Genomic DNA, 24,594 nt, shown 5'->3' with positions numbered 1-24,594 from the left:
ACATAAATTATGATACACAAAATTACTTACATTCCCTAGAAATCATTTTTTGTTTAGGTGGTAAATCCACAATATTATCCTTAAGCCCTTCTTGGTTATTTATTTGAGCGAATGCAGAGGGATGTCAAGGGTTGCCGTCAGGCAAGACGAAGTCTTTACCCTTGACTCCCCTCAAATGAGCTCTATAATTCACATGAAAGAAGGGCTTAAGCTGTTTTTGATGTATCATCATTAACTATTTTAAACAGCTCTTCATTAAAGCATTCTTCAGGCGTTTTATAATCTAATATCTTGCGTGGAAGATTATTTAACCAGTCTTGTATACGTTTTATTGTTGTCGCTGTAAAATCTCTTATTGCTTTCCCTTTAGGTATAAAACGCCGTATAAGACCATTATGACGTTCATTAGTACCTCTTTCCCATGAGGAATAAGGATGTGCATAGTATACTTCTATCCCTAATGGTTGTAATATTTCTGTCAATCTACTAAATTCTGAACCATTGTCTGCTGTAATAGTACGAAATATGTTACAAAACTGTTCTCCATAGAAATTCTTTAGTTCCAAAAGTGCCTTGTTAACAGCATTACTATCTCTTGCTTCTAAAAGAAACAGCAGTTCATAGCGTGTCTTTCGTTCTGTTAATGTTAAAATAACTGTATCGCTAGATTTTCTCCCTATGATTGTATCAATTTCCCAATGTCCAAAAGTCTGCCGTAGTTGCACATCTTCTGGCCTTTGATCGATGCTTTTTCCCAGAATACGTTTATTCTGACGGTCTCTTCTTACTTTTGGTTTTATTCGAAGTTTAAGGTTTAAATCAATATTTCGTACTTTCAGCAGCCCTTGGTCTATATAATTATATAAGGTTTTAGTACATACAATAGTAGAATGCATCCACTTAGAATTCACTATACATGAGCCAACTACGGCATCTGGTGACCATTTTTCATATAGTATTTTTTCTTCTGCAAATTTTATGAAATCTTCAACTCTAGCTAATTTACACTTTGCACCGCAATTCAAACGATTTTTTTCATAAGCTATCTGCCCACTTTCAGCAAAATACTTTCTATACGTCGTTAAATCATGCCTCATTTGAATCGTTGTACCTCTTTTAATCTCACGACTGATCGTACTTGGTGAACGACCTAGCATTTTAGCAATATAGCGTTGTGATTTCCCTTCCTTAATGAAAGCTTCAATTTGTCCACGTTCATAAACATTTAGGTGTTTAAATTTACGTTTAGTTGTGTTATTATTAGTTTTGATAACCATAGTTGAGAACCTCCTGTATGTTTGGATTGGACACCTAAATCATACATGATTTCTCACTATGGTTGTTAATTTTTTTACTACATTTTACCTGTTGCATTTAATTTTACAATTAACCCTGAAAAATTTGTATATAAATATACAAAATTACTGTTGCATTATTAATTTAGATATGCTATAATACTTCTTGCTTAAACGATGCGGGATTGTGTAAGGGTAGCACGAATGACTCTGGATCATTTTGTGAGGGTTCGAATCCTTCTCCCGCAGCCAGTAATAGTCACAAAGAGGGACTGTTTGAAAGACAGTCCCTTTTTGCATATATGAAAGCAAAATAACATGGTAAAACTAATTTTTATGATATTTTTCTGATTTTTTGAAAGCTAAAATGCTGGCTTCTTAATGGTGAGAAATTTTTTAATTCCCTGACCCATTTCTTTTTTCGACGGCAATATAACTTTGAAAGTATTTGAAATGACGAGGTTCAAAAAGTTTTAGTATATCAATTTTTCATATGGGAAAGGATGGGGACATGCGGCAATGTACGGTAATGAATCGAAAAATTGCGATGTTTATATAAATAAAGTGTTCGTATACGGAACACTAATGAAGGGTTTTCAGAATTATAAGAGATATCTTGAAGGTAAAATAAACTCCATAACACCAGGCAGAACTTATGGGGTGCTTTACCATCTGCGTGAAGGATATCCGGCTTTGCTGCCGGGAAATGAAATAGTTGAAGGAGAAATTATGGAGCCTGTTGATGATATGCTTTTGAAATCTTTAGACAGGTTGGAAGGATATAGCGAACGGAGCAGTAATAATTTGTACATTAGGGAGGTAAGAAACATATTGACAGAAAAAGGACAGCAGATGACCTGTTGGATATATATTTATGCAGATGAGAAATATGCAAAAGAAAACGGAATTTTAGTTCCAAACGGTAACTGGAGAAAGTTCATGGAAGTTTGCCAAAAATGAAGCGTAACAATTATTAAGGCATATTCTGCAGTTTTTGAATTAAGTTGGCGATTTGGTAAAAAGCTGCAGCAAGAATACCGGCTATGCTTAAAAAGGTTCCTATCAAAAATATAAGAAATTGCCTGTTCATTACCTTGAATTCTCTATTAGCTTCATTGATTTTGGATTCTAACTTTGAATAAGAATCGGGGATTTTTTTGTTCAGGTCATCATTTTGTTTGGCAATTAAGTCTTCAATACGATTTAATCTTAAATCCATTCTTCTTTCTATATTTTCCAGAGTATTTGCAGTCTTTTTTTCAATTTCCCGCATATCAGCTCTTAGGTCAGATTGATCTCTATCAACTTTCTCAATATATTTGGATAAAATATCGTCATTATTCATTCTTTTATCTCCTTCTGACCGATGAACGGAAGACTTGAGAGTTCTTGTTTATTTTATTATATTTTGCGGGATTAAAATAGGTTACATTATCTGTTATGCAGATTTTTTTATTTGATGCAGTAATTTAATTGAGTTTAAGTGTTAATTCAATTTGTCACTATACTCCATAATATCTCATAATTGCTTCTGAAACATATTTTGAAACGCCTTTTCCGTATTTTGAATCATAGATTTCAGCAAATTTTTCATTCTCAAGTTCCTTTACAAAATCGAGAAGAACTGCCCGGGCATTATCTAACTTCATAAAATTTTTAAACCAGTCGGCAAGCTTTTCCACTAAGACATGCTCTGCTTCTGTATCCGGAGAGGACATGAGTTTGGCAAAACCTGCGAATATTTCATCGGAATCATTTTTTAACTGTTCAGTTTCTTCATTTTGTATAGGTTTGCATGCTTGTAAAAAGTCCTCTTTATTTCTATACCATCTTAATATGTCTGAAGCAACTTTTTCATTTGCAAATGCTTTCTGCAAAATTTCTTCATATTCTTCTGCGCTATTGGCTCCCTGCTGTTGAATAAGAGCTTGAAATTGATTTTCTGATAAATTGCTTTTCATAATTTCAATCATTTTCTTAATGTCTTGATCGTTAAAAGCTTCAAAATTCATAGTATTTCCTCCTTTTAATACATCTTCTATTAATTCTATAATTCCATTTAAGCGGTTCCGCTTTTGCTCCAATATGGCTTTCTGGGAAAGCAATGCCTGTTTCTTGTCGTAATTGGGATTATCCATAATTTTTTTTATATCATTTAGAGATATTCCCAGTTCTTTGTAAAACATGATTTCTTGTAATTTTTCCAGAGCTTTGCTGTCATACAGGCGATAACCGGAATCACTTAATTTGGATGGCTTTAACAGGCCAATTTCATCATAATAGCGCAAGGTACGAATACTAATTCCGGTAATTTCCGATACTTCTTTTACTGTTTTCATGTTCCTGTGTATTCCTCCTTTCCATCTAAAATTATAAAGGGTGACGTAGCTGGAGAGTCAATATGTAATTTATTTTTTATAATTAAAGGCAGGAGTAAGGTGCTATCCTTTGATAGTCTATGAACGAAAGGTAGTTTATATGGTTTGGTAATGATTAGTTGTCTATAATTATATATTATAGTAAATATTTCAAACTTTTATATATTACATATTGAGGTGAGTTTAAATGATTAATAGCTATTATGTGGTATTAAAAGGAAAACTTAATGCTTCTGCCATGTTTACCGACTATAGGGATTTCGAAAAGGTTATAGACGGATATAAAGATGCGGAATATGAATACTTTGATAATATTGAAGATGCTTGCTCATATATTATTGGTAATAAAGAAGTAACAAAAGCCAATTTGAATACTAAAAACACTGGAATCGGTCCTTTGCCTATAAAAATGATTTCATACAATGTAAATGAAAGTGACTTTAAAGCTGTAAATTCTCAATATAGCAATACTATTTGTATATATGTTTCCGGAGGATATAACTTTCTGGAATCAAAAGGTTATTACTCTGTTCTGATAAAAAAGTACGATAGATTTAAGCACATTAAAAAAGATGACATTGAAAATTCAACTCCTAACAGGGTAATGTTATATGGCATTATTGACGCACTTGATTATATTTCTGATAATAATGAAATGGAAATTACTATTTTTATTGCAACCAGCCTGGGTTTTAAAAGCGCAATCAAACACAAAGGCAATAATGCTGAGTTAATTTGTGAGTTTTATGATAAAGTTAAGAAAAAGAATTTGAAGATTACTTGTGTTGAAATATTAGGGAGAGCCCAAGATATAAAAGATTATATTAATTTGGTAAAGAAATCTCAAAAAAAGTAAATAGAGTTTAAAATATCTGTAGATATTATATATTTGCTTTCTGATTTGATTAAGATTGTTTGGATCGAATTGAGAAATTATAACACTACAGGACTTGTTTCCTATCTTTTTCAAAGAAATTGATCCTGAAAACCATTTTTGACGGTTAGTTTTTTACTGGTCAAAAATAGCTCAATGGCATAATGTTACCTTTATATTTACAACTGCCACCAGCTACCTTACCGGTGAAGATTTAGAGTATGAGCAAAGGATGTACAATGAAACTTCACATACTTTTAATATTACTTTAAATGAATTATATATACATTGGCTTAATCATTGAGTATTTACATGTAATATCAAATGATATGATTGATATATTAAAATATCAAGTATATATTAAAGATAGAATGGTTAGCTGAGTAAACAATTAAACTCTTTTTTTTATACAAAACAGGAATTTTTGGGGGCTTATTATGGAAGCGGTTATTTTCATTGGAATACAAGCTACAGGAAAAAGCACTTTCTATAAAGAAAGATTTTTTAAAACCCACATACGAATTAATTTGGATATGCTAAAAACTCGGATAAGGGAAGATATATTTCTTGATGCGTGTATAAAAGCGAAGCAACCTTTTGTAGTGGATAATACCAATCCGTCTGTTGAGGATAGAAAGAAATATATTGATATTGCAAAAAATGCGAAATTCAGAGTTGTAGGATATTACTTTCAATCAAATATAGCTGATGCAATAATGAGGAATGAAAAAAGAGAAGGAAAGGAACGTATTTCTTTAGCAGGAATAAAAAGCACGCATGCTAAATTGCAGTTGCCTAGCCCGGAGGAAGGTTTCGATGAGCTGTATTATGTGAAAATTGGTGAAGAGAACAAATTTGTTGTAGAGGAGTGGAAAAATGAAATTTGATGAGCTTGATGAGAAGATGAGAGTATATGAAACAGCACATGACTACTGTGTTCTTCCTGAAGTATATATGGTTGCACGGATAGATGGCAGGAATTTTACCCGGCTGACAAAGGAAATTCATAAATTTGAAAGTCCCTATGATATAAGATTCAGGGATTATATGGTTGCAACGACGGAACATCTTATGAATTGCGGATTTAGGGTAATATACGGATATACGCAGAGTGATGAGATATCACTGTTATTCCATATAGATGAGAATGCCTTTGGACGTAAAGTTCGTAAATTTAATTCCATACTGGCCGGTGAAGCCAGTGCAAAGTTTTCTGTTTTGTTGGGTGATGTTGCTTGCTTTGATTGCAGAATATCAGAATTGCCTAACAGCAATGCTGTTATAGATTATTTCAGGTGGAGAAATGAAGATGCAAGCAGGAATGCCTTAAATGCTCATTGCTATTGGATGCTAAGAAAAAAAGGAAAGTCGGCCCAAGAAGCAACCGGTTTTCTTAGTGGCATGTCTGTTGCTGAAAAGAATGAGCTTTTGTTTGAAAACGGTATCAACTTTAATGATCTTCCCAATTGGCAGAAACGAGGTATTGGGCTGTATTGGGAAGTTTATCAAAAAAATTGCATTGATCCTCGAAGCGGAAACGAAATTATAGCTGATAGAAGAAGGATAAAGGTGGATTATGACTTGCCGATGAAAGAGGAATACAGTAATTTTATATCGAAGTTTTTGTCGGAATAAATGCAGAAATACATAGATGAGAACGTAAGTTGGAAAACCATAAGAAATATTGAGATTAGTGGGGATAAGAATAAAAGTAGTAAGTGTAAAAATAGGAGAGTTTATTTATAGTATTGCAAAAGAAAGAGATATATATGTTATTTGCGGACATAGGCATACCAAATGTTTTCTCGAAATCGGCAATATAAAATTATATCGTTCTCCCGTCGGTTATTTGGATAAATCGCAAAACGATTATGAAAAAATTGCAAAAGAAGTAATAGGTAAATTTGATATATAATAAAATTAAGAATATCGGGCATTTTTTGTTAATGGAGAATGGATGTGCTCTTTTCCATATTGGGATGAAGTTAAATATATTAATATCGATGAACCCGATGAATTTATCCTACAATTTTCATATATTGACAGTAATTTTTACACTGTTGACTATGCTTGCAAAAAGGACTGGGAATGGATAATAGTTGAGATGGGAGATGGACAAGTATCAGGATTACCTGGGTGTAGTGACAAACAGAAATTCTACAATTGGTTATACGATTATACCTGTAAAAAAGTTAGAAAATGATGACGTGTTATGAAGGGAAAAACGACAGCTTTGTAGAATGTGCAAAACTGGAATATTAACCTTAAGACTTGTTGACAAGAATACTTATTAGTAGTATTATAATATAAATCATATTGGAATAGTCGGGATACGGAGGTGATAAGATGAAATTCTCGACTAAAGGGCGATACGGACTAAGAGCAATGGTTGACCTTGCAGTTCATGCAAAGGGGGATCATGTTGCATTATATAGCATTGCAGAGAGACAGGGAATTTCAACCAATTACCTTGAGCAGGTTTTCTCTGTACTGAGAAAGGCAGGACTGGTGAAGAGTGTAAAGGGTGCCCAGGGAGGATATGTATTGGCTGAAGATCCGTCAGATATCAAAGTGGGTAGAATTCTGAGGGCACTGGAAGGACCGCTTTCTGTTATTGATGAAAATGCCGAGAGTTCCAATGGAAAGGAAAACGCCATACAGCAATGTATAAAGATTGTTGTATGGGATAAAATGAACGAGGCTTTAAATAAATTGGCCGATTCGGTAACTTTGGAGGATTTGGCGGAAAACTACCGTAAGTTGAACGGTATAAATGATACAATGTATTATATTTAAATTTAAAGCTCTTACGAAATCAGTGGAGGTTTATTTTATGTGTCTGGATACTAAATTTGAAAGTCTTAAAAAAAGACTGAAAGAGATGGAAAGGGTTGTTGTTGCTTTTTCCGGAGGAGTAGATTCTTCCTTTCTCCTGAAAGTAGCCCATGAGGTATTGGGCGATAATGTACTTGCAGTTACCGCTAAATCTTCTACATACCCTGAGAGGGAATTTAGGGAAGCTATGCAGTTTGTTTCTGATTATGCAATTCCGCACAGAGTAATTGTATCCGAGGAGCTTGAAGTGGAAGGATTTGCGGAAAACCCTCTTAACCGGTGTTATTTATGCAAAAAAGAGCTATTTAGTAAAATCAAACAAATTGCAATAGATGAAGGATATAAATTTGTTGCAGAAGGTTCGAACAAGGATGATTTGGGAGATTACAGACCCGGATTGCAGGCAATATCCGAATTGAGCATAGTAAGCCCTTTGAAAGACGCGGGACTTACAAAGAACGATATCAGGACTTTGTCAAAGGAACTTGGATTAAAAACATGGGATAAACCTTCATTTGCTTGCCTATCTTCCAGGTTCCCCTACGGAGAGAAAATTACTGCCGAAAAGCTTCAGATGGTAGATAAGGCAGAGCAATTCCTTATTGATTTGGGCTTTAGACAGATACGAGTCAGGCATCACGGAAATGTTGCAAGAATTGAGGTTGAGGAAGAGAATATTGAGAAGTTTTTGGATAAGCAAATAAGAGATGCTGTTTATACAAAGTTCAGGGAAATTGGATATGTGCATGTAGCCCTTGACCTTAAAGGCTACAGAACTGGCAGCATGAATGAAGGAGTAATATGAGGGGATGACTTAATTATGAGGGAATGTATATTTGATGAGGTTATAAACAGAAAAAATACTGACAGCCTCAAATGGGACTATTGTAAGCATAGGTTTGGCCGTGAGGATATTCTTCCTATGTGGGTTGCCGATATGGATTTTAAGTCACCGGATTTAATAATAGAGGCAATAATGGAAAGGGTCAGACACGGAGTGTTTGGCTATACCGAGGCATCGGAAAGGCTTTCTTCTGCTCTGGTTGGCTGGATGAAAAACAGGCATAATTGGCAGATAAACAGTAACTGGATTGTGTATAGTCCCGGGGTTGTAACTTCAATAAATACGGCAATACTTGCCTATACCAGGCCTGGAGATAAAGTTTTGATTCAAACTCCGGTATATTATCCTTTTTATTTTTGTGTCAGGGAGAATGAAAGGGAACTGGTTACAAATCCTTTAAAAGATAATAACGGACACTTTGAAATAGACTTTGACGACCTTGAAAGAAAGCTTGCGGATAATGTAAAGATGATGATTTTTTGCAGCCCCCACAATCCCATCGGGAGGGTGTGGAGCCTTCATGAACTGGAAGAAGTGTTGAGGCTATGCAAAAAATATGATGTTTTTATTGTTTCCGATGAGATACATTCCGATTTGGTATTTAAGGGATATAAGCATATACCCATAAGCTCTCTGGCCGGGGAAGATTATAAAAAATGCATTACTTTAAATTCTCCCACAAAGACCTTTAATATTGCCGGGTTGTCAATATCTTCAGCTATAATACCCGATGCAGAGCTTAAACGGATATTTATAAGAACATTAAATAAAAATGGAGCCAATATGCTCAATATATTCGGACTTACAGCAGCCGAAGCTGCCTATGCAGGCTGTGGAGAGTGGCTGGATGAATTGCTGGTATACCTTGAGAATAACCTGGATACACTGGTTGAATATTTTCAAACCAATATTCCCCGGATAAAAGTTATACGACCGGAGGCAACATATCTTGCATGGCTTGACTGCAGGAATCTGCCTGTAAAGGCGGAAAAATTGAAGGAATTTTTTGTTCATGAAGCCGGTGTAGGAATGAATGACGGAATAACTTTCGGGGTGGAAGGTGCAGGATTTCAAAGATTAAATTTTGCCTGCCCAAAAAAGATACTGCTTGAAGGGCTTGGAAAGATAAAAAATGCCGTTGACAGGCTTTAATGCATATGGTGATAACTTATTAAATTTTATAGCGTTAAAAGCATTGTACGATATTAAAGTCCTATTGCAGTAAAATTTTATACATATTTTTTTTATATGTAACACGACTAAACATATAGGAATACATATATATAGTTTTTCAATGTTGGAATTTGTTTTTATTAAAATTTCATTTTGAAAGGGGAAATGAAGATGGGCAGTTTAAGTCCAAAGGAAAGAATATTGAGAGTTTTGAAAAAAGATAAGACCGACAGGCCACCGGTAGTTTGCCCGGGTGGAATGATGAATGCAGCCATTGTCGATGTAATGAATAAAACAGGCCATACGCTGCCGGAAGCGCACCACAGTGACAGGCTAATGGCTCAATTGTCCTACGATGTATATGAACACACGGGATTTGAAAACTTCGGTATACCCTTTTGCATGACTGTGGAAGCTGAGGTTTTGGGAAGTGAAATAAATTTCGGGTCTTTAGAGTGTGAGCCTAAAATAGAGAAAGAAGCCTTTGCTTCTGTATCGGAAATAAAATTTAAGGATATAGCTCAGATGTTAAAAGAGGGCAGAATCGAATCGATTGTTCAGGCAGGATATCATTTGTCTGAAAAATATCCCGATGTGCCCGTCATTGGGAATTTGACCGGGCCTATAAGTACAACGTCTTCTATTGTCGATCCCATGTCCTTTTTGAAGGATTTGCGTAAAGATAAGGAAAATGCCCATAGGGCCATTGACTATGTTACAAACTTTTTGATTGAGTATGCAAAACTTATGATTGATAATGGGGTGGATTTGATATCTATCGGAGATCCCACCGCGACAGGAGAAATTTTAGGCCCTAAAATGTTTGAAGAGTACGCAGTAAGATACCTCAACAAATTAATAGATGGAATACATTCATTAAATACTCCGGTAATTGTACATATATGCGGAAATATGAACACAGTAAAAAATCTCATACCTCAAATAAAATCCGATGCCATCAGTACCGATGCCGTTGTAAACCTGAAACTTTTAAAGAAAGAGTTTCCGTTCCTCACCACCATGGGGAATTTAAGTACCTATCTTCTCCAGTTCGGTACACCGGAGAAAGTACATGACCAGACCATACGCCTTCTTAATGATGGGATTGATATCATATCACCGGCATGCGGACTTAGCACTTCCTCTTCTCTTGAAAATATTCAGGCTTTGACCAATACGGTAAAGGAGGGGATACAATAATGCCAGAGGTTTTTTTTTACCAGGATAACAAAACGGTAACTGTATCTGAAGGCACTACCATTTTGAACGCTGCACGAAACGCCGGTATTGTAATTGAGTCTCCGTGCAATGGAAACGGCACCTGCGGCAAATGCAAGGTCAGGCTGGACAGGGATTCATTGCAAAATGTTATTACAGGCGGAAGGCATAACCTTTCAAAAGAGGAGCTTGTTAAAGGATATGTACTCTCCTGTGAAACGAAAATTACAGGCAATATAAAGGTTGAAATAATAGGCGGTCAGAAAAACAATACTTTAAAAATATTGAGCAATGGACAAAGTTTCGATTTAAGCATTGATCCCCTGATAAAAAAGGTATACTTCGAGGGAGAAAATCAAACCCGAGTATTTTCCGGAGACAAAATATTAGGAACTGAGGAGGGGGATACCCGAGACCGGATTTATGGAGCAGTTGTCGATATCGGCACTACAACTTTGGTTGCATCCATTGTTGACTTGAAGGACGGCAGAGAAATAGGTACGGCATCGACATTAAACCCTCAGGCGGTCTATGCTCAGGATGTGCTTTCGAGAATAAAGTTCTCATCGGAAAGCGATGGATTGCAAAAAATGTATACCGAGGTTATACGCGAAATAAATCATCTGATAAATGAAATTGCAGAAAGTAACGGTATCAGTAAAGAAAACATTTATGAAATTGTTTTAAGCGGCAATACTTGCATGATTCATCTTTGCTCCAATATAAATCCCAGGTCCCTCGGAACATATCCCTATACTCCTGAAATCAGCGGAGCAGTATATTTTGATGCTGCTGAGCACAATATTGACATATCGCCCTTTGGAATTATTTATTTGCCGCCGATTGTATCCGGATATGTAGGTGCGGATATTACTTCCGGCATTCTTGCATCCCAGCTTCACAAGACAAAAGAAACCGTTCTTTTTGTAGACATAGGTACCAATGGTGAAATGGTCATTGCCCATGACAGAAAGCTTTCAGCAACCTCAACAGCGGCAGGTCCTGCCTTTGAGGGGATGAATATAACTTATGGCATGAGGGCAGGACATGGTGCAATAGAGTTTTTTGAAATTGATGAAGACGGAAATGTAGTGCACAAGGTTATTGGCGATGTAAAAGCGACAGGAATTTGCGGAAGCGGGCTATTGGATATAGTTGGGGAACTGGTGGCCCATGGAATTATCAATAAAAGCGGCAGATTTGTTCAACGTGTGGACTTACAAAGAAATGAGGCAGATGAAAAGGGTGGAACTGAAAGAATCAGTAAAAAGAAAGACTTTGAGGAAAGGTTTATAAAACAAGAGGGTAAATGGGTTTATAGGATTACCGATGGGGTTTTTCTATCCCAGAAGGATGTACGGCAGGTTCAACTGGCAAAAGGTGCTGTAAGGGCCGGTATAGAGTTTTTGTTGAAAAGCAAGGGCTTAAAAAGCGCTGACGTGGATAGAGTCCTGGTTGCAGGGTCCTTCGGATATCATCTCAGGGAAAAAAGTTTGATTAATATAGGCCTTTTGCCGAAAGAGTTCGCAGGAAAGGTAGAGTTTGTCGGAAACACTTCAAAATCCGGTGCACAAGCTTTCCTGTTGAATAAGGGCTACAGGAGAGAAATGGAGGAAGCGGTTAAGAATATAGAAGTACTGGAACTGGCCAATTGTAAAGATTTTGAAGAGGTCTTTGTACAGTCTTTGAGCTTTTAACAAGATTATGACTAGATTCCCTCTGAAGAAAACATAATAAACTTATAGGAATAATAATATTTTTTGAATAAATATATTGACAATTGCTAAAATTGGTAATAAAATAAATATCAGTAATTCTTATAGGAATACTATGGTTTATATGAAACCAAAGAAAAAAGATAGGATTACTATAATATAAGGTGGTGGTTTTTAGTCAAGCAAGTTGTAAAGTGCATGGAAATAACTTTGCGGCAATATGCAGATTTATGCTCAATATGATTTTTAGTAATCCGAATGTTGTACCAAGATTAAAAGAAATTTTAGGGAGGGATTTTTATTATTAAGAAATTTGGAAAAACAGGAAAAATACTTGCTTTAATTTTAGCGTTGTCAATTCAGTTGTCAGGCTGCGCGAAAACCGAAAAGGAAGTGAATACATCTTCGAGTACAAATTCAAGTTTGCCGACATCTACTGCCAAAAGTGAAACCATAATCTTCGGTGTGGCACCGGGACCTTACGGTGATTTGGTGAAATATGCAATTCAGCCCGAACTGGAGAAGAAAGGCTATAAAGTAGAGTATAGACAATTCAGCGATTATGTTCAGCCAAACCTGGCCCTTGCCAATGGCGAGATTAATGTCAATGTTTTTCAGCATTCACGTTATTTGAAAAAATTCTGCGAAGATAAAAATCTCGACTTATCCGAGGTTATAAAAATTCCTACCGCTATGTTGGGAATATACTCTAAGAAAGTTTCGGCCAAAAATATAGAAGAGCTTAAAAAAGAATTGAAAAAAGGCGATACTGTTACAATTGCCAATGACCCGACCAATCTTGCCAGAGCTTTGATATTCTTAAGGGATTTGGGATTGATAACAATTAAGGGAGAAATAGACCCCACAACCGCATCGGAAAAAGACATTGATCAAAACCCATACGGTCTTGTTATTCAGCCTGTGGAAGCAGCACAGTTACCCAGAACCCTTGATAGTGTGACCATATCTGTGGTAAACGGAAACTATGCCATTTCGGCCGGAATACCTCTTTCCACTGCAATTGCCAAGGAAAAACTGGTTGAAGATACGGTAAATCTCATTGCTGTAAGGACAGAAGATCTGGATAAACAATTTGTAAAAGATATAAAAGAGATTGTTGAATCGGAGTTTTTCAGGGATCAGGTTGAAAGCGACAAGTATGAATTCAGAGAATTCCAGAGACCGGAATGGTACGTTAAAAAATGGAATATTCAGAACCAATTCTGATTTAAAAATTACTATTCTGTGATTGTGCTTTTGGCAGTATAGATAAAAGGAAGTGCAGAGAGATGATTCAGTTCCAAAATGTTAATGTGACTTTTAAGGCAAAAAATAGAGAAATAGTGGCTGTAAACAATGTTTCGTTTGATATTAAGCAGGGGGAGATATTCGGAATTGTCGGTACGAGCGGTGCCGGAAAAAGTACGTTGCTTAGAACAATCAACCTTTTACAGAGGCCCACAAGCGGGAAGGTGATTGTAAACAATAAAGATATCACCGGTTTGAAAGGAGAAGAGCTGAGAAAACACAGGGCACAGACCGGAATGATATTTCAGCACTTCAACCTTATACATACCAAGACTGTGTTTGAAAATATAGCCTTTGCAATGAAAGCAGCGGGCAAAACTCGGGAACAGATAAAAAAGCGAGTTCCTGAGGTATTGGAATTGGTAGGACTGTCCGATAAAGCGACAGCCTACCCTTCAAGACTGAGCGGAGGACAGAAACAGAGAGTGGGTATTGCAAGAGCAATTGCCAATGATCCTCAAATCCTTTTATGTGATGAACCAACCTCGGCATTAGACCTTGAAACCACCAATTCTATTCTTGAACTCTTGAAACAGATAAATAAAAAACTGGGAATAACCACAGTCATTATATCCCATGAAATGAACGTTATTAAAAAAATATGCGACAGGGTTGCGGTAATGAAGGATTCGGAAGTTGTGGAACTTGGCGATGTCTATGATGTTTTTGCGTTACCAAAAGATCCTTTTACGAGACAGCTGGTTAACCATACCTTAAATCTCGAACTGCCAGACAGGCTTTTCAATGAATATGGAAAAAGGCTTCTGAAGTTGGTATACAGAGGAGAAAAGGCAGAAGAACCTATAATTTCAGACACTATAAAAAAGTTCAATGTCAATCTGAACATACTTCACGGAAAGATTGAGTACATATCGGATAAACCTCTGGGAGTACTGGTAGTACATATTGAAGGCAACGGCGAAAAGGTCAGCCAGGCTGAGAAATATATCAGCGAATGTGTAGCGGATTTGGAGGTGCTTCATGCATAGAATCGGCATCGAAGAACTGGTACAGAATATGACCCAGGCATTTTCTGAAACCTTGCTTATGTGCGGAATTTCGATAGGATTGGCAATACTTTTTGGTGTTCCGCTTGGGCTTTTTATCTTTATTACCCGAAAGGGACTGTTTTGGGAAAACAGAATTTTAAACTTCCTGGGTGGTTTGCTTATTAATGTGATAAGGTCTACGCCCTTTGTAATTCTCCTTGTTTTGCTGATACCTTTCACTCAAAGGGTTGTAGGTACAACTATCGGTCCGCTTGCAGCATCGGTTCCTTTGTCTGTTGCCGCAATTGCTTTCTTTGCAAGGCTTGTGGAGAATGCTTTGTGCGAAGTTGACAGAGGAGTAATTGAAGCAGCACTGACAGCGGGAGCGTCGACTTTGATGATTATTAAGGATGTATTGCTGGCAGAGGCGCTGCCGGGAATTATTAGGGGACTTACAGTGACAGCCATAAGTCTTGTCGGGTATTCGGCAATGGCAGGTATCGTAGGTGGCGGCGGAGTAGGCGACTTGGCAATACGCTTCGGATATTACCGATATCAGACCGATGTCATGATTATTACTGTGATTTCTCTGATTGTGTTTGTCCAGTTGATTCAAACCATTGGAGACTTAATAGCAAAAAAAGCTGATAGAAGATAGATAAGGAGTGGTATTATGGGGTCAAAATTGTATTGGAATGAAGAAATTGAAACCATCTCCAGAGAAGAGTTGGAGAAGCTTCAGGAATCTTTATTGAAGGAACATCTTGCATTGGCGTACAATAAATCTGAATATTACAGACAATCTTTCGACAATGCCGGCGTAAGGCCTGAGGACTTTAAAAAACTTTCGGATCTTAGCAAATTTCCCTTTGTAAATAAATACATAGAGCGTGAAAGGCAATTGGAAAAACCGTTATTGGGAGACATGATTGCGGTTGATGAAGAGGAAGTGGTTTTTGTATCGGCTTCCAGCGGTTCGACCGGTGTACCCACTCTTAGCCCGTTTACCAAAAGGGACTTTGAAGAGTTTCAGGATGTGCAGAGCAGACTTTTCTGGGCTGCAGGAATGAGACCTAAAGACCGGTATGTTCATGCCTTGAACTTCACACTGTTTGTGGGAGGTCCCGATGTTATAGGAGCTCAGAATCTTGGAGCTTTGTGCATCTGGGCAGGTGCCATCCCTTCCGACAGGCTGCTTTTCATATTGAAAGAGTTCCAGCCCACTGTAATATGGACTACACCTTCCTATGCCTGGTATTTGGGAGAAACGGCAAAGAAGCAGGGCATTGATCCTGCAAAGGATTTGGCAATCAACAGGATTATTGTGGCGGGAGAGCCGGGCGGTTCTATAGATGCCACAAGAGAGGCAATAGAAGGACTGTGGGATGCGAAAGTTTACGATTTCTATGGAATTTCGGATATTTTTGGTGCATGTGCAGGAATGTGCAGTGAAAGAAACGGTCTGCATTTGGCTGAAGACCATATATTGGTTGAGGTTATTGACCCTGAGACTTTAGAACCTGTACCTGACGGTGAAAGAGGTGAGATTGTACTTACAACTTTGAGGAAAACGGCAAGGCCCATGATACGTTTCAGAACCGGAGATATCGGGACGGTGAACAAAGAAAGATGCGCTTGCGGCCGTACTCATGCAAGGATAAACATAACGGGACGATTGGACGATATGCTGATTGTTTCGGGAGTTAACGTGTTCCCGAGCGATATAGAGTTTGTGGTACGCAATATGAGTGAGCTTTCGGGAGAGTACAGAATAACTGCTTTTACCGAGAACTTTACCAACAAGTTCAAGGTAGAGGTGGAACGGGCTATAGGGAACGATGAGGATTCGGAGGCTTTGGCCCAAAAAGTTTCCGCCGCAATAAAAACTCGCATTGGAGTAAAACCCAAGGAAGTCATTGTGCTGCAAAACGGCGAATTGCCAAGGGCTACTCACAAGGCAAAGCGTTTGATTGACTTGCGCCAAAAGGCTTAAGTAAGGAAAGTTCAAGGAATACCCTGTTTGACATTCAGGTGAATTGGATGTCCATGGTTTAGCTTTATCATGAATGCTTAAATAGCATTGAACAGGGTAATATTCTATTTCAAATAACATGTTGTTATGGAGGATATTATGCCGAAAGTTAGCGATAGAATAGGAAGTTTTACCGACTCTGTTATCCGAAGGATGACTCGTATTGCGAATAGTCATGGTGCTATAAATTTATCCCAGGGGTTTCCTGATTTTGATCCTCCCGAAGAACTTAAAGAGGCCCTGAGAAAAGTTGCAGAAGGCAGCATTCATCAATATGCGGTTACCTGGGGTGCACCGAATTTCAAAGAAGCGCTGGCCAGGAAACAATCGAGGTTCATGGGTATACCCATTGACCCTGAAACGCAGATTGTTGTAACCTGCGGGAGTACCGAGGCTATGATGGCTGCAATGATGACGGTATGCAATCCCGGTGACAAGGTAGTAGTTTTTTCGCCTTTTTACGAAAACTATGCTGCCGATGCCATACTTTCCGGGGCACAGCCCATTTATGTATCTTTAAAACCACCGGAATTCAATTTCGATGTTAATGAACTGGAAGAAGCCTTTAAACAGCGCCCCAAGGCATTAATCCTGTGTAATCCGTCAAACCCCACAGGAAAGGTATTTACCCTTGAAGAACTGCAAATAATAGCTGAGTTTGCGGAAAAATACGATACCTTTGTAATAACCGATGAAGTATATGAACATATTGTCTATGAACCCTATAAACATATCTATTTTGCATCCCTTCCGGGAATGTTCGAAAGAACCATATCCTGCAGTTCTCTATCCAAAACCTACTCCATTACCGGCTGGAGATTGGGATACCTTATTGCCCCGGCAAATATTATTGATGGAGCAAGAAAGGTACATGATTTTCTCACCGTAGGTGCAGCTGCACCTTTACAGGAGGCTGCAGTGACTGCTCTTAACTTTGGTGACGAATATTATAGAAATTTGAGGGATGTTTATACCCAAAAGAGAGATTTCTTTATAAAGGGCTTGGATAGACTGGGATTAAAGTATACGGTTCCCCAGGGCGCCTATTATGTCATGGTGGATATATCCGAATTTGGGAGTAAGAATGATTTGGAGTTCTGCGAATGGATGGCAAGAGAGGTTGGAGTTGCTGCTGTTCCGGGAACCAGCTTCTTCAGGGAAGAGATCAACCACCTGATTCGTTTCCACTTTGCAAAGAAGGAAGAAACTTTGGATGAAGCCTTAAAACGCCTTGAAAATCTTAGGGAAAAAGCAAGGGAGAGATCAATATGATTGAAATCAGATGGCATGGCCGGGGAGGCCAGGGCAGTTTCACAGCTTCAAAGCTTCTCGGTGCATCGGCGGCCCTATATGGCGGAAAATATGCCCTTGCTTTTCCTTCCTTTGGACCTGAGAGAAGAGGGGCACCGGTCCTGGCTTTTACAAAAATAGATGACAAAAAGATAAATGACCGCAGCGAAATTAAAAAGTGCGATTATATTGTGGTTTTAGATGAGACTCTTTTCCATGAAAGTTTTTTCAATGACTTAAAGGACAATGGAAGTATTATTGTAAATTCTGCAGACAGTAAAGCATATTCAAGTTATGATAAAACAAAAATCAAAACAGTGGATGCAACCTCCATTGCCCTCGAAATTCTAGGAAAGCCAATAACCAATACAGCGATGCTGGGGGCTCTTTTAGCAGTATCGGATATTGTCAGACTGGATGCTTTGAAAAAAGGAATGGAGAGCTTTATGAAAGGCTCATTGCTTGAAAAAAACATTGAAGTGGTTGAAAGAATTTTCTTCCGGATGAAAGGAGAGTCCCTATGAACAGGCCGCTATTGAGAAAATACGAAAAACCAAAACATATCAATGACTATCCCGTTGGACCTTGCTTTGAGGCGGGATATCTCGTAACAGAAAATTCCGGCTGGAGGACGAAGAAACCTGTTGTAGTCAAGGACCTATGCATAGGCTGCTTTTATTGTTATATGTGCTGTCCTGAGGGTGTGATTTTACGAAAAGAAAAGCTTATAGATATTGATTACGCATTTTGCAAAGGCTGCGGCATTTGTGCCAAAGTCTGTCCCAAAAAGGCTATAAATATGGAAAGGGAGGGGGGTAAGGATGGGATATAAAGCATTTCTTTCGGGTAATGAGGCTGTGGCTGAAGGAGTAAGGCTTTCAAAGCCTCATGTAATTGCTGCTTATCCGATTACTCCTCAGACGGTTGTAGTGGAACGTTTGGCTGAAATGGTGGAAAAGGGCTCGTTAAAGTCGGAATTTTTGCATGTGGAATCGGAACATTCGGCACTGTCGGCATGCATGGGAGCTTCGAGCATTGGGGCAAGAACCTTTACGGCTACTTCTTCCCAGGGCCTTTTGTATATGGCGGAATGTCTTCATTATGCCAGCGGAGGGAGGTTTCCTATAGTCATGATGAATGCAAACCGTTCCCTGGCTTTGCCCTGGAGTATATACGGCGACCACCGGGATTCCATGTCCCTTTTGGACAGCGGCTGGATTCAGGTTTATGCGGAAGATGCCCAGGAAAGTCTCGATATGGTAATCCAATCCTATGCCATAGCTGAAAACTTGAAGGTACTTACCCCGGTGATGCTCAATCTCGACGGTTTTGTGCTGACTCATACTTACGAACTGGTGGATGTTCCATCAGAGGAAGAAGTGGATAAATTTCTGCCGCCCTTTGACACTCCGTATAAAATGGATTTGGAGAACCCGAAGAATATGGGTTTTAGCTCTTCACCCGCCGACAATATGGAATTTAAATATCAGCAGCATAAAGCAGTACTGGATGCAAGACGGGTTATAAAAGAGGTGGATGAAGCTTTCGGAAAGGCCTTCGGACGAAGTTACGGCGGTCTTGTTGATGCTTATCAATGCGAGGATGCCGATTTTATACTTGTGAGTTTGGGAAGTACTACAGGAACAGTGAGAACGGTGGTGGATGAGCTTCGGGAAGAGGGAATTAAGGCAGGACTTGTAAAAATACGTTTTATGCGCCCCTTCCCGGAAGAGGAAATTGTACAATTAGTTAGGAATACGAAAGCTGTAGGGGTAATAGACAGGGATATTTCCTTTGGATATGAGGGAACAGTCTTTACAAACGTCAATTCAGCCCTTGCAAAAGCGGATTTACAGCTTCCTAAACTGAATTTTATTGCAGGACTTGGAGGAAGAGATATTTCAAAGGAAGATATTCGGGAGGCTTTCTTCGATTTGATAGAAGCATCAGAGGGAAAGAAGAAGGAACGGGTGAAGTTTTTAAGTCTGGGGGTGGAAATTTATGAGTAATGGTACTGCAACTATTAATGCCAGGAATATTACCGACAAGGAGTTTTTCTACGGCCACAAGGCATGTGCAGGCTGTGGCGGAAGCCTTGCGGTAAGGCTTATATTAAAGGTGCTGGGGGAAAGGACTTTTACAGTAATTCCGGCAGGCTGTATGTCTGCTGTGGGATTTATCTATCCTCAAATGTGTTTTTTAAACAATGCCATTATTTCCACATTCCCCGGAACGGCTTCCATGCTTTCGGGAATTGCAGCGGCAGCAAAGGCATTGGGATTAAAAGATTATCATGTTGTTGGTATTGCCGGTGACGGAGGTACTGCCGATATTGGCCTTCAGGCACTATCCGGTGCGATAGACCGCAGGGATAGGATAATATACATTTGCTATGACAATGAGGCCTATATGAACACCGGAATTCAAAAGAGCGGCCTTACACCTTTCGGTGCAAGGACAACAACTACTCCGGCGGGGGATAATATTCCCGGAACAGTTACACAGAAAAAGAACATGTTTGAAATTGTTGCAGCCCATGGTATTGATTATGCTGCAACAGCGAGTATCGGGTATATACAGGATTTTATAAACAAAGTCCAGAAAGCGTCCAGAGTTGAGGGAACCTCTTACATTCATGTATTTGCCCCGTGTCCGACAGGATGGGGAATACCGGAAGACAGTACCATCGATATTGCAAAAGAAGTGGTGGATTGCGGACTTTGGTATCTTGCAGAATTTGAGCAGGGAGAGTTTATTTTAAACAAAAATCCGAAAGAGTTTTCGCCGGTAGAGGAATATTTAAAGAAACAGTCAAGGTTTAAGCATTTGAGCTGTGAAGATATTAATACAATAATATCTTCAAGGGATAAGAAGTGGGAGAAAATAAGAAAAGCGTGGAAAATTAAATAAAATAATTAATATTTATTAAAAATAATTGACATATTTGTTAAAAAGTAATAATATGTTATATAAAAAACATATAGAAATAATAAGAATTAATTTAGGGGATTAGTTCCCCTTTATAAATAAGATAAACCAAACAAAAACGATAAGAATACTATGAATTTATTGTTTTTATCGTATGGCAAAAATATAGGGCAGAAAATGATTGAATTGGAGGGGTTCAAAATGGTTGTTTCAAAAAGCAAAAACAGAAGTTCCAAACTGAATTTCATGATAATAGACAATATTGTTTATAATACGGCATGTAAAATACAGAACGGCTCCATAAAAATCATTAAACAGGATGATATAATTATCCAAATAAATATAAATGAGAAATTTGATTTTAATCATCAGGGTGTCAATGAGCAGCATGAGAAGGAGGTCATATAATGGCAGGATTTGAAGGGCTTGATAGAAGTAAAGTAAATATTTCCGACGAAGATTTTAAAAAGTTGATTGAATATGTTGAGAGTGTTCAATATGGTTCAGTTACGCTTTTTATTCAGGATGGCAGGATTGTACAGATTGAAAAGAGTGAAAAAATTAGGCTCAAATGAGAATATTATCGATAATTGCAAAAGAATTTTCTTTGCAGGAAAGCTTTTTCGATATTCATGAAACGAGGAGTGGCTATGGATGACAGGATTGTATATGACGGCTGGTTAAAGGTCGTCCAAAGGACAGTAAATGGCAAGGTCTATGATATTCTCAAGGATCATGATGCAGTAAGTGCCATAATAGTCAACGAAAATAATGAAATCCTTCTGGTTAAGCAATTTAGACCGGCCCTTCTGGAAACAACCCTTGAAATACCCGCAGGAACTCTTGATATTAAAGAAGAGTCTGAAATAGACTGCCTTTTAAGAGAGCTGAAGGAGGAGACAGGGATAAGTTTTTCCAACGCAAAGATAGAACATGTATTTTCTTATAAGCCCATGATGGGCTTTAGCAACAGTCTTATGAAAGTATATTTGATCAGGACTGAGAAAGAACGGCTTATCAGTAATGTTATACATGATGAAGATGTATATGAAGCTAAGTGGGTAGGTATTGAGGAAATCGGTGAAAAAATTTTAAGCGGTGAGATTCTTGATGTGAAAGTAATACTGGCCTATTATTATCTTAAGGCTTCATGTAATGTATAAAAATATAGCAATCATCCTAAAAATCGCAGGGATGGTTGCTATATTTTTTGCATTCAGAAATTTATTGATTTGAAGTATTACCGATACAATAAATAAGTGTTGACTGAATGGCAAAAACAGGAGATATATAGCTAATTAACATTTGGGATATATGCAATTTGTGCATATGTATATATTTGTCGTATAATTACTATAAGGAAGTTATCTTGTTTTCTGATTAGTAAATTCTGGATAATGTAGTTTTATATTTCATGCTTTCGGAGAGTTTACAATGGAAGCCTTAGATATGATTTATTTATAACTTATCCAATTGTTCTGCATATGGCAGAGACACATTAAATTTAAATTAATTTATAATACGATTATTATTGGGAGATAAATGTATGAATAAAAAAATAATTTTTTCTTGCATAACTATAATATTTCTGATAACTTGCGTTTTCGTCAGTGTAAAAGGTTTGCATGCTATATCGAATTTTAAGAATTCTGATGAAATTATAAGTTCAGAAAATAAAAATCCTGTTCCGGAGACAGAGAATCATGAAGATAAAAATTTAAAAGTTCTAAATAAAGTTAATGACAAAAGTTCTGACTATAAAAAAGAGGTTATACTTGAATTGAGTTATGGAAAAGAGGAACACAATTTAGGCATTGAAAAACGTAATACTGATGCAGGAGAAGTATTTGATATACCTCAGGCTATGGATGTTGACAAAAATGGGAATATATATATTGCTGATCCTGTAAATAAAGCAATTAAAGTATATTCAAAGGAAGGCAAATATTTAGAAAAAATAGAGTTTAATAAAAATGATATTTTAAGAGATTTTGGTGTGGATTCCTTAGGTGATATATTTATCATCGGTGAAAAGAAACTTTATAAGAAAAACTTCAATGAAAGTTCATTTGAGGATATTGTAAATGATTTGAGTGAGCCTCATGAAGTTGTTGTTTCATGGAATGGTAATGTCAGTGTTCTTGATTTCAGCGGGTTACCTGATGATAATCTGAGAGTACGGAAATTTGATTCGAATGGAAAACTATTAGAAAAAGTTGAGCAGAATAATTTTGATTTCAGCATGTATGAATATGAAGATTTAAAAGGTAATAAAATTAGCTTTTCTAAAGAAGGAGATAATTTTTTGTATTCCCAATATAAAGTATCAATAAATGCATTTAATTTAGATCAAATTCAAGAATTTATTTATTATCCTCATCTCCCTGACGGATATTTCTATACAATGCTTGATATTATAGGCTGTGATGAAAATGATGATATCTATATGGTTAGGTCAATAGCACCAGATATTGAAGATTCGGTTGAAGCGTATAAAAGAGAAGAAACATGGGTTGATATTATTAATCCAGGTAAAGGAGAGATAAACTCTGTCAAGCTGGAAAAGCGGAAAGATTATGGAGGAATATATCGAACCAATCACATGTATAAGGTTGATACAAAGGGAAACATATATCAGATGCAATCCGATACTGAAAAAGTGAGAATAATTAAATATTCAATAAATGAATAACAGAATCTTATTATATAAAAAATTTGAGAGGGATAAAGAATGTCTGTTTTGGCTTATATAGATATAAAATTAGCCATGACTGGTGGCAAAATGATTTCTTCAGCTGATATAATTAATAGACTTTTAAAATGTAATTGGACACTAAATTGGGAGGAAAAGTTTCTTTTTTACCATTGGGAGATAACGATGATTATGACTGGCAAAGCGAAGAGATTGATTTAGAGCAACTTATGGATATTATCGATAAAAAGGAAAAACAGAATGAAGTTATTGGTGTCATTTTGTATTGGGATAAATCGAGCATAGGGATGCAACTGTTGATTTGGAATAGTGGAAAATTACCTTTTATTTTAACAATAAATAGGAAAATATTGAATGATAATACTGAAATCAATGTGACAGATGTTAATTGGTATTTGGAAAGAATATTGCCTGCATTTATTGGAGGAAACATTCTGCCTTAAAATTATGCAAAAAGCACAATAGATTTTGGTAAGTTTTAATAAGGTAATCGAAAAAGTAAAAGAAATAATTATAAAAATTCAGTGCAGTAATGATTTACAGCAAATAAAGTGGCAAGAAGGAAAAAGTAGAGGACACATATTAGGTAAGTTTACTATGAGTAATAATTTTGCTAAAATTTATACAAAAATTTATACTTCAAAGGTAAAGACAAGCAATACAAATACAACCAAACAGGAGGTTACCATATCAATGAAAAGCAAAGTTATAAAAGGTGATATTAACGGAGATGGAGTATTTAACTCAATAGATCTGGCACTAATGAAAATGTACTTGACCGGATCTATAAAATTTACAGAAGAACAGTTTGAAGCAGCAGATGTGGACAATAGCGGAGAGGTTAATTCAATCGACTATGCAATAATGAAACAGGTATTGCTTGGTTATAGACCGGGATTTTGATTAAATAAAATTAATGAAGATAAATAAAGGAATAGATTTTAATAGATAGAGCTAGTGTACCTTTAATTTTTGAATGAATTAAACTTTATAAAAGTTTCT

General features: G+C 37.1%; 28 protein-coding genes, 1 tRNA gene and 1 pseudogene. 27 read left to right on the top strand and 3 right to left on the bottom strand.

The features are described 5' to 3' along the window. Positions 1 to 206: 206 nt before the first annotated feature. A complete protein-coding gene (locus CLOCL_RS13415) occupies positions 207 to 1,277 on the bottom strand; it encodes an IS30 family transposase (protein WP_014253901.1) in 1,071 nt (356 codons plus the stop codon). Between the two features lie 196 nt (positions 1,278 to 1,473). Here CLOCL_RS13415 and CLOCL_RS13410 point away from each other — a divergent pair. Next, positions 1,474 to 1,547: transfer RNA gene (locus CLOCL_RS13410), tRNA-Gln, on the top strand. Between the two features lie 267 nt (positions 1,548 to 1,814). After that, the gene (locus tag CLOCL_RS13405; RefSeq protein ID WP_014255848.1) at positions 1,815 to 2,255 is read left to right on the top strand and encodes a gamma-glutamylcyclotransferase family protein; all 441 of its coding nucleotides are present in this window, start codon (positions 1,815 to 1,817) and stop codon (positions 2,253 to 2,255) included. Positions 2,256 to 2,268: 13 nt separating this feature from the next. On the opposite strand, the gene CLOCL_RS13400 is transcribed toward CLOCL_RS13405, so the two are convergent. Together CLOCL_RS13400 and CLOCL_RS13395 are read right to left on the bottom strand one after the other, a co-directional pair. Continuing rightward, entirely contained in the window at positions 2,269 to 2,640 is a 372-nt protein-coding gene (locus CLOCL_RS13400) for a hypothetical protein (protein ID WP_014255847.1), read from the bottom strand. Between the two features lie 157 nt (positions 2,641 to 2,797). After that, complete coding sequence (locus tag CLOCL_RS13395; protein WP_014255846.1) at positions 2,798 to 3,634, bottom strand: MerR family transcriptional regulator; 837 nt, start codon at positions 3,632 to 3,634, stop codon at positions 2,798 to 2,800. A 226-nt stretch (positions 3,635 to 3,860) separates the two neighbouring features. Here CLOCL_RS13395 and CLOCL_RS13390 point away from each other — a divergent pair, with 226 nt between their 5' ends. The 25 genes and pseudogenes from CLOCL_RS13390 (at position 3,861) to CLOCL_RS13275 (ending at position 24,495) form a co-directional block, all read left to right on the top strand. Then, a complete protein-coding gene (locus CLOCL_RS13390) occupies positions 3,861 to 4,529 on the top strand; it encodes a ribonuclease H1 domain-containing protein (protein WP_014255845.1) in 669 nt (222 codons plus the stop codon). Between the two features lie 455 nt (positions 4,530 to 4,984). Continuing rightward, positions 4,985 to 5,434 carry an AAA family ATPase gene (locus CLOCL_RS13385; RefSeq protein ID WP_014255844.1) on the top strand — a complete coding sequence of 150 codons (450 nt, stop codon included), beginning with the start codon at positions 4,985 to 4,987 and terminating at the stop codon, positions 5,432 to 5,434. After that, positions 5,424 to 6,182, top strand: a complete 759-nt coding sequence (locus CLOCL_RS13380; RefSeq protein ID WP_014255843.1) for a tRNA(His) guanylyltransferase Thg1 family protein — start codon at positions 5,424 to 5,426, stop codon at positions 6,180 to 6,182. The genes CLOCL_RS13385 and CLOCL_RS13380 overlap by 11 nt, the downstream gene beginning before the upstream one ends. Before the next feature lie 49 nt (positions 6,183 to 6,231). After that, on the top strand, positions 6,232 to 6,462 hold the full coding sequence (locus CLOCL_RS13375) for a hypothetical protein (protein ID WP_144687021.1): 231 nt from the start codon (positions 6,232 to 6,234) through the stop codon (positions 6,460 to 6,462). 21 nt (positions 6,463 to 6,483) lie between these two features. Continuing rightward, positions 6,484 to 6,750, top strand: a pseudogene (locus CLOCL_RS13370) (ATP-grasp domain-containing protein); the annotation flags it as partial. 143 nt (positions 6,751 to 6,893) lie between these two features. Next, positions 6,894 to 7,343, top strand: a complete 450-nt coding sequence (locus CLOCL_RS13365) for an RrF2 family transcriptional regulator (protein ID WP_014255842.1) — start codon at positions 6,894 to 6,896, stop codon at positions 7,341 to 7,343. A gap of 37 nt (positions 7,344 to 7,380) precedes the next feature. Then, on the top strand, positions 7,381 to 8,187 hold the full coding sequence (larE, locus tag CLOCL_RS13360) for an ATP-dependent sacrificial sulfur transferase LarE (protein WP_014255841.1): 807 nt from the start codon (positions 7,381 to 7,383) through the stop codon (positions 8,185 to 8,187). A 15-nt stretch (positions 8,188 to 8,202) separates the two neighbouring features. Next, positions 8,203 to 9,378 (top strand): MalY/PatB family protein, encoded by a 1,176-nt coding sequence (locus CLOCL_RS13355; RefSeq protein ID WP_014255840.1) that lies wholly within the window; start codon positions 8,203 to 8,205, stop codon positions 9,376 to 9,378. A gap of 192 nt (positions 9,379 to 9,570) precedes the next feature. Further along, entirely contained in the window at positions 9,571 to 10,599 is a 1,029-nt protein-coding gene (locus tag CLOCL_RS13350; protein WP_014255839.1) for a methylcobamide:CoM methyltransferase MtbA, read from the top strand. Then, a complete protein-coding gene (locus CLOCL_RS13345; protein ID WP_014255838.1) occupies positions 10,599 to 12,314 on the top strand; it encodes an ASKHA domain-containing protein in 1,716 nt (571 codons plus the stop codon). The genes CLOCL_RS13350 and CLOCL_RS13345 overlap by 1 nt, the downstream gene beginning before the upstream one ends. A gap of 411 nt (positions 12,315 to 12,725) precedes the next feature. Beyond that, positions 12,726 to 13,559, top strand: coding sequence for a MetQ/NlpA family ABC transporter substrate-binding protein (locus CLOCL_RS13340; protein ID WP_245532798.1), 834 nt, complete (start codon positions 12,726 to 12,728; stop codon positions 13,557 to 13,559). A gap of 62 nt (positions 13,560 to 13,621) precedes the next feature. Next, positions 13,622 to 14,629, top strand: coding sequence for a methionine ABC transporter ATP-binding protein (locus tag CLOCL_RS13335; protein ID WP_014255836.1), 1,008 nt, complete (start codon positions 13,622 to 13,624; stop codon positions 14,627 to 14,629). A 7-nt stretch (positions 14,630 to 14,636) separates the two neighbouring features. Beyond that, on the top strand, positions 14,637 to 15,287 hold the full coding sequence (locus CLOCL_RS13330; RefSeq protein WP_027621713.1) for an ABC transporter permease subunit: 651 nt from the start codon (positions 14,637 to 14,639) through the stop codon (positions 15,285 to 15,287). A gap of 15 nt (positions 15,288 to 15,302) precedes the next feature. Beyond that, complete coding sequence (locus tag CLOCL_RS13325) at positions 15,303 to 16,622, top strand: phenylacetate--CoA ligase family protein (RefSeq protein WP_014255834.1); 1,320 nt, start codon at positions 15,303 to 15,305, stop codon at positions 16,620 to 16,622. 138 nt (positions 16,623 to 16,760) lie between these two features. Beyond that, positions 16,761 to 17,933 (top strand): pyridoxal phosphate-dependent aminotransferase, encoded by a 1,173-nt coding sequence (locus tag CLOCL_RS13320; RefSeq protein WP_014255833.1) that lies wholly within the window; start codon positions 16,761 to 16,763, stop codon positions 17,931 to 17,933. Beyond that, positions 17,930 to 18,475 carry a 2-oxoacid:acceptor oxidoreductase family protein gene (locus CLOCL_RS13315; protein ID WP_014255832.1) on the top strand — a complete coding sequence of 182 codons (546 nt, stop codon included), beginning with the start codon at positions 17,930 to 17,932 and terminating at the stop codon, positions 18,473 to 18,475. The genes CLOCL_RS13320 and CLOCL_RS13315 overlap by 4 nt, the downstream gene beginning before the upstream one ends. Further along, positions 18,472 to 18,783, top strand: a complete 312-nt coding sequence (locus CLOCL_RS13310) for a 4Fe-4S dicluster domain-containing protein (RefSeq protein ID WP_014255831.1) — start codon at positions 18,472 to 18,474, stop codon at positions 18,781 to 18,783. The genes CLOCL_RS13315 and CLOCL_RS13310 overlap by 4 nt, the downstream gene beginning before the upstream one ends. Continuing rightward, on the top strand, positions 18,773 to 19,960 hold the full coding sequence (locus tag CLOCL_RS13305) for a transketolase C-terminal domain-containing protein (RefSeq protein WP_014255830.1): 1,188 nt from the start codon (positions 18,773 to 18,775) through the stop codon (positions 19,958 to 19,960). The genes CLOCL_RS13310 and CLOCL_RS13305 overlap by 11 nt, the downstream gene beginning before the upstream one ends. Then, positions 19,953 to 20,861: a thiamine pyrophosphate-dependent enzyme gene (locus CLOCL_RS13300; RefSeq protein ID WP_014255829.1), complete on the top strand. Its 909-nt coding sequence runs from the start codon at positions 19,953 to 19,955 to the stop codon at positions 20,859 to 20,861. Before CLOCL_RS13305 ends, CLOCL_RS13300 begins: the two co-directional genes overlap by 8 nt. Positions 20,862 to 21,080: 219 nt before the next feature. Continuing rightward, entirely contained in the window at positions 21,081 to 21,287 is a 207-nt protein-coding gene (locus CLOCL_RS13295) for a DUF2292 domain-containing protein (RefSeq protein WP_014255828.1), read from the top strand. Beyond that, entirely contained in the window at positions 21,287 to 21,454 is a 168-nt protein-coding gene (locus tag CLOCL_RS21660; RefSeq protein ID WP_014255827.1) for a YezD family protein, read from the top strand. Before CLOCL_RS13295 ends, CLOCL_RS21660 begins: the two co-directional genes overlap by 1 nt. Before the next feature lie 75 nt (positions 21,455 to 21,529). Further along, positions 21,530 to 22,042 (top strand): NUDIX hydrolase, encoded by a 513-nt coding sequence (locus CLOCL_RS13290; protein WP_014255826.1) that lies wholly within the window; start codon positions 21,530 to 21,532, stop codon positions 22,040 to 22,042. Positions 22,043 to 22,425: 383 nt separating this feature from the next. Next, entirely contained in the window at positions 22,426 to 23,571 is a 1,146-nt protein-coding gene (locus tag CLOCL_RS13285; protein ID WP_014255825.1) for an NHL repeat-containing protein, read from the top strand. Between the two features lie 146 nt (positions 23,572 to 23,717). After that, positions 23,718 to 24,035 carry a hypothetical protein gene (locus CLOCL_RS13280; RefSeq protein WP_148263789.1) on the top strand — a complete coding sequence of 106 codons (318 nt, stop codon included), beginning with the start codon at positions 23,718 to 23,720 and terminating at the stop codon, positions 24,033 to 24,035. 250 nt (positions 24,036 to 24,285) lie between these two features. After that, complete coding sequence (locus CLOCL_RS13275) at positions 24,286 to 24,495, top strand: dockerin type I repeat-containing protein (RefSeq protein WP_245532797.1); 210 nt, start codon at positions 24,286 to 24,288, stop codon at positions 24,493 to 24,495. Positions 24,496 to 24,594: the final 99 nt, after the last annotated feature.

It is taken from the genome of Acetivibrio clariflavus DSM 19732 (assembly GCF_000237085.1).
In the GTDB taxonomy this organism is placed as follows: Bacteria; Bacillota; Clostridia; order Acetivibrionales; family Acetivibrionaceae; genus Acetivibrio; species Acetivibrio clariflavus.
This window is presented reverse-complemented; position numbering and strand designations above follow the sequence as displayed.

Bases quoted from the DNA above. Each gene is read 5' to 3' on its own strand.
- CLOCL_RS13415 (WP_014253901.1), bottom strand. From the start codon at position 1,277: ATGGTTATCAAAACTAATAATAACACAACTAAACGTAAATTTAAACAC.
- CLOCL_RS13405 (WP_014255848.1), top strand. From the start codon at position 1,815: ATGTACGGTAATGAATCGAAAAATTGCGATGTTTATATAAATAAAGTG.
- CLOCL_RS13400 (WP_014255847.1), bottom strand. From the start codon at position 2,640: ATGAATAATGACGATATTTTATCCAAATATATTGAGAAAGTTGATAGA.
- CLOCL_RS13395 (WP_014255846.1), bottom strand. From the start codon at position 3,634: ATGAAAACAGTAAAAGAAGTATCGGAAATTACCGGAATTAGTATTCGT.
- CLOCL_RS13390 (WP_014255845.1), top strand. From the start codon at position 3,861: ATGATTAATAGCTATTATGTGGTATTAAAAGGAAAACTTAATGCTTCT.
- CLOCL_RS13385 (WP_014255844.1), top strand. From the start codon at position 4,985: ATGGAAGCGGTTATTTTCATTGGAATACAAGCTACAGGAAAAAGCACT.
- CLOCL_RS13380 (WP_014255843.1), top strand. From the start codon at position 5,424: ATGAAATTTGATGAGCTTGATGAGAAGATGAGAGTATATGAAACAGCA.
- CLOCL_RS13365 (WP_014255842.1), top strand. From the start codon at position 6,894: ATGAAATTCTCGACTAAAGGGCGATACGGACTAAGAGCAATGGTTGAC.
- larE (WP_014255841.1), top strand. From the start codon at position 7,381: ATGTGTCTGGATACTAAATTTGAAAGTCTTAAAAAAAGACTGAAAGAG.
- CLOCL_RS13355 (WP_014255840.1), top strand. From the start codon at position 8,203: ATGAGGGAATGTATATTTGATGAGGTTATAAACAGAAAAAATACTGAC.
- CLOCL_RS13350 (WP_014255839.1), top strand. From the start codon at position 9,571: ATGGGCAGTTTAAGTCCAAAGGAAAGAATATTGAGAGTTTTGAAAAAA.
- CLOCL_RS13345 (WP_014255838.1), top strand. From the start codon at position 10,599: ATGCCAGAGGTTTTTTTTTACCAGGATAACAAAACGGTAACTGTATCT.
- CLOCL_RS13335 (WP_014255836.1), top strand. From the start codon at position 13,622: ATGATTCAGTTCCAAAATGTTAATGTGACTTTTAAGGCAAAAAATAGA.
- CLOCL_RS13325 (WP_014255834.1), top strand. From the start codon at position 15,303: ATGGGGTCAAAATTGTATTGGAATGAAGAAATTGAAACCATCTCCAGA.
- CLOCL_RS13320 (WP_014255833.1), top strand. From the start codon at position 16,761: ATGCCGAAAGTTAGCGATAGAATAGGAAGTTTTACCGACTCTGTTATC.
- CLOCL_RS13315 (WP_014255832.1), top strand. From the start codon at position 17,930: ATGATTGAAATCAGATGGCATGGCCGGGGAGGCCAGGGCAGTTTCACA.
- CLOCL_RS13310 (WP_014255831.1), top strand. From the start codon at position 18,472: ATGAACAGGCCGCTATTGAGAAAATACGAAAAACCAAAACATATCAAT.
- CLOCL_RS13305 (WP_014255830.1), top strand. From the start codon at position 18,773: ATGGGATATAAAGCATTTCTTTCGGGTAATGAGGCTGTGGCTGAAGGA.
- CLOCL_RS13300 (WP_014255829.1), top strand. From the start codon at position 19,953: ATGAGTAATGGTACTGCAACTATTAATGCCAGGAATATTACCGACAAG.
- CLOCL_RS13295 (WP_014255828.1), top strand. From the start codon at position 21,081: ATGGTTGTTTCAAAAAGCAAAAACAGAAGTTCCAAACTGAATTTCATG.
- CLOCL_RS21660 (WP_014255827.1), top strand. From the start codon at position 21,287: ATGGCAGGATTTGAAGGGCTTGATAGAAGTAAAGTAAATATTTCCGAC.
- CLOCL_RS13290 (WP_014255826.1), top strand. From the start codon at position 21,530: ATGGATGACAGGATTGTATATGACGGCTGGTTAAAGGTCGTCCAAAGG.
- CLOCL_RS13285 (WP_014255825.1), top strand. From the start codon at position 22,426: ATGAATAAAAAAATAATTTTTTCTTGCATAACTATAATATTTCTGATA.
- CLOCL_RS13275 (WP_245532797.1), top strand. From the start codon at position 24,286: ATGAAAAGCAAAGTTATAAAAGGTGATATTAACGGAGATGGAGTATTT.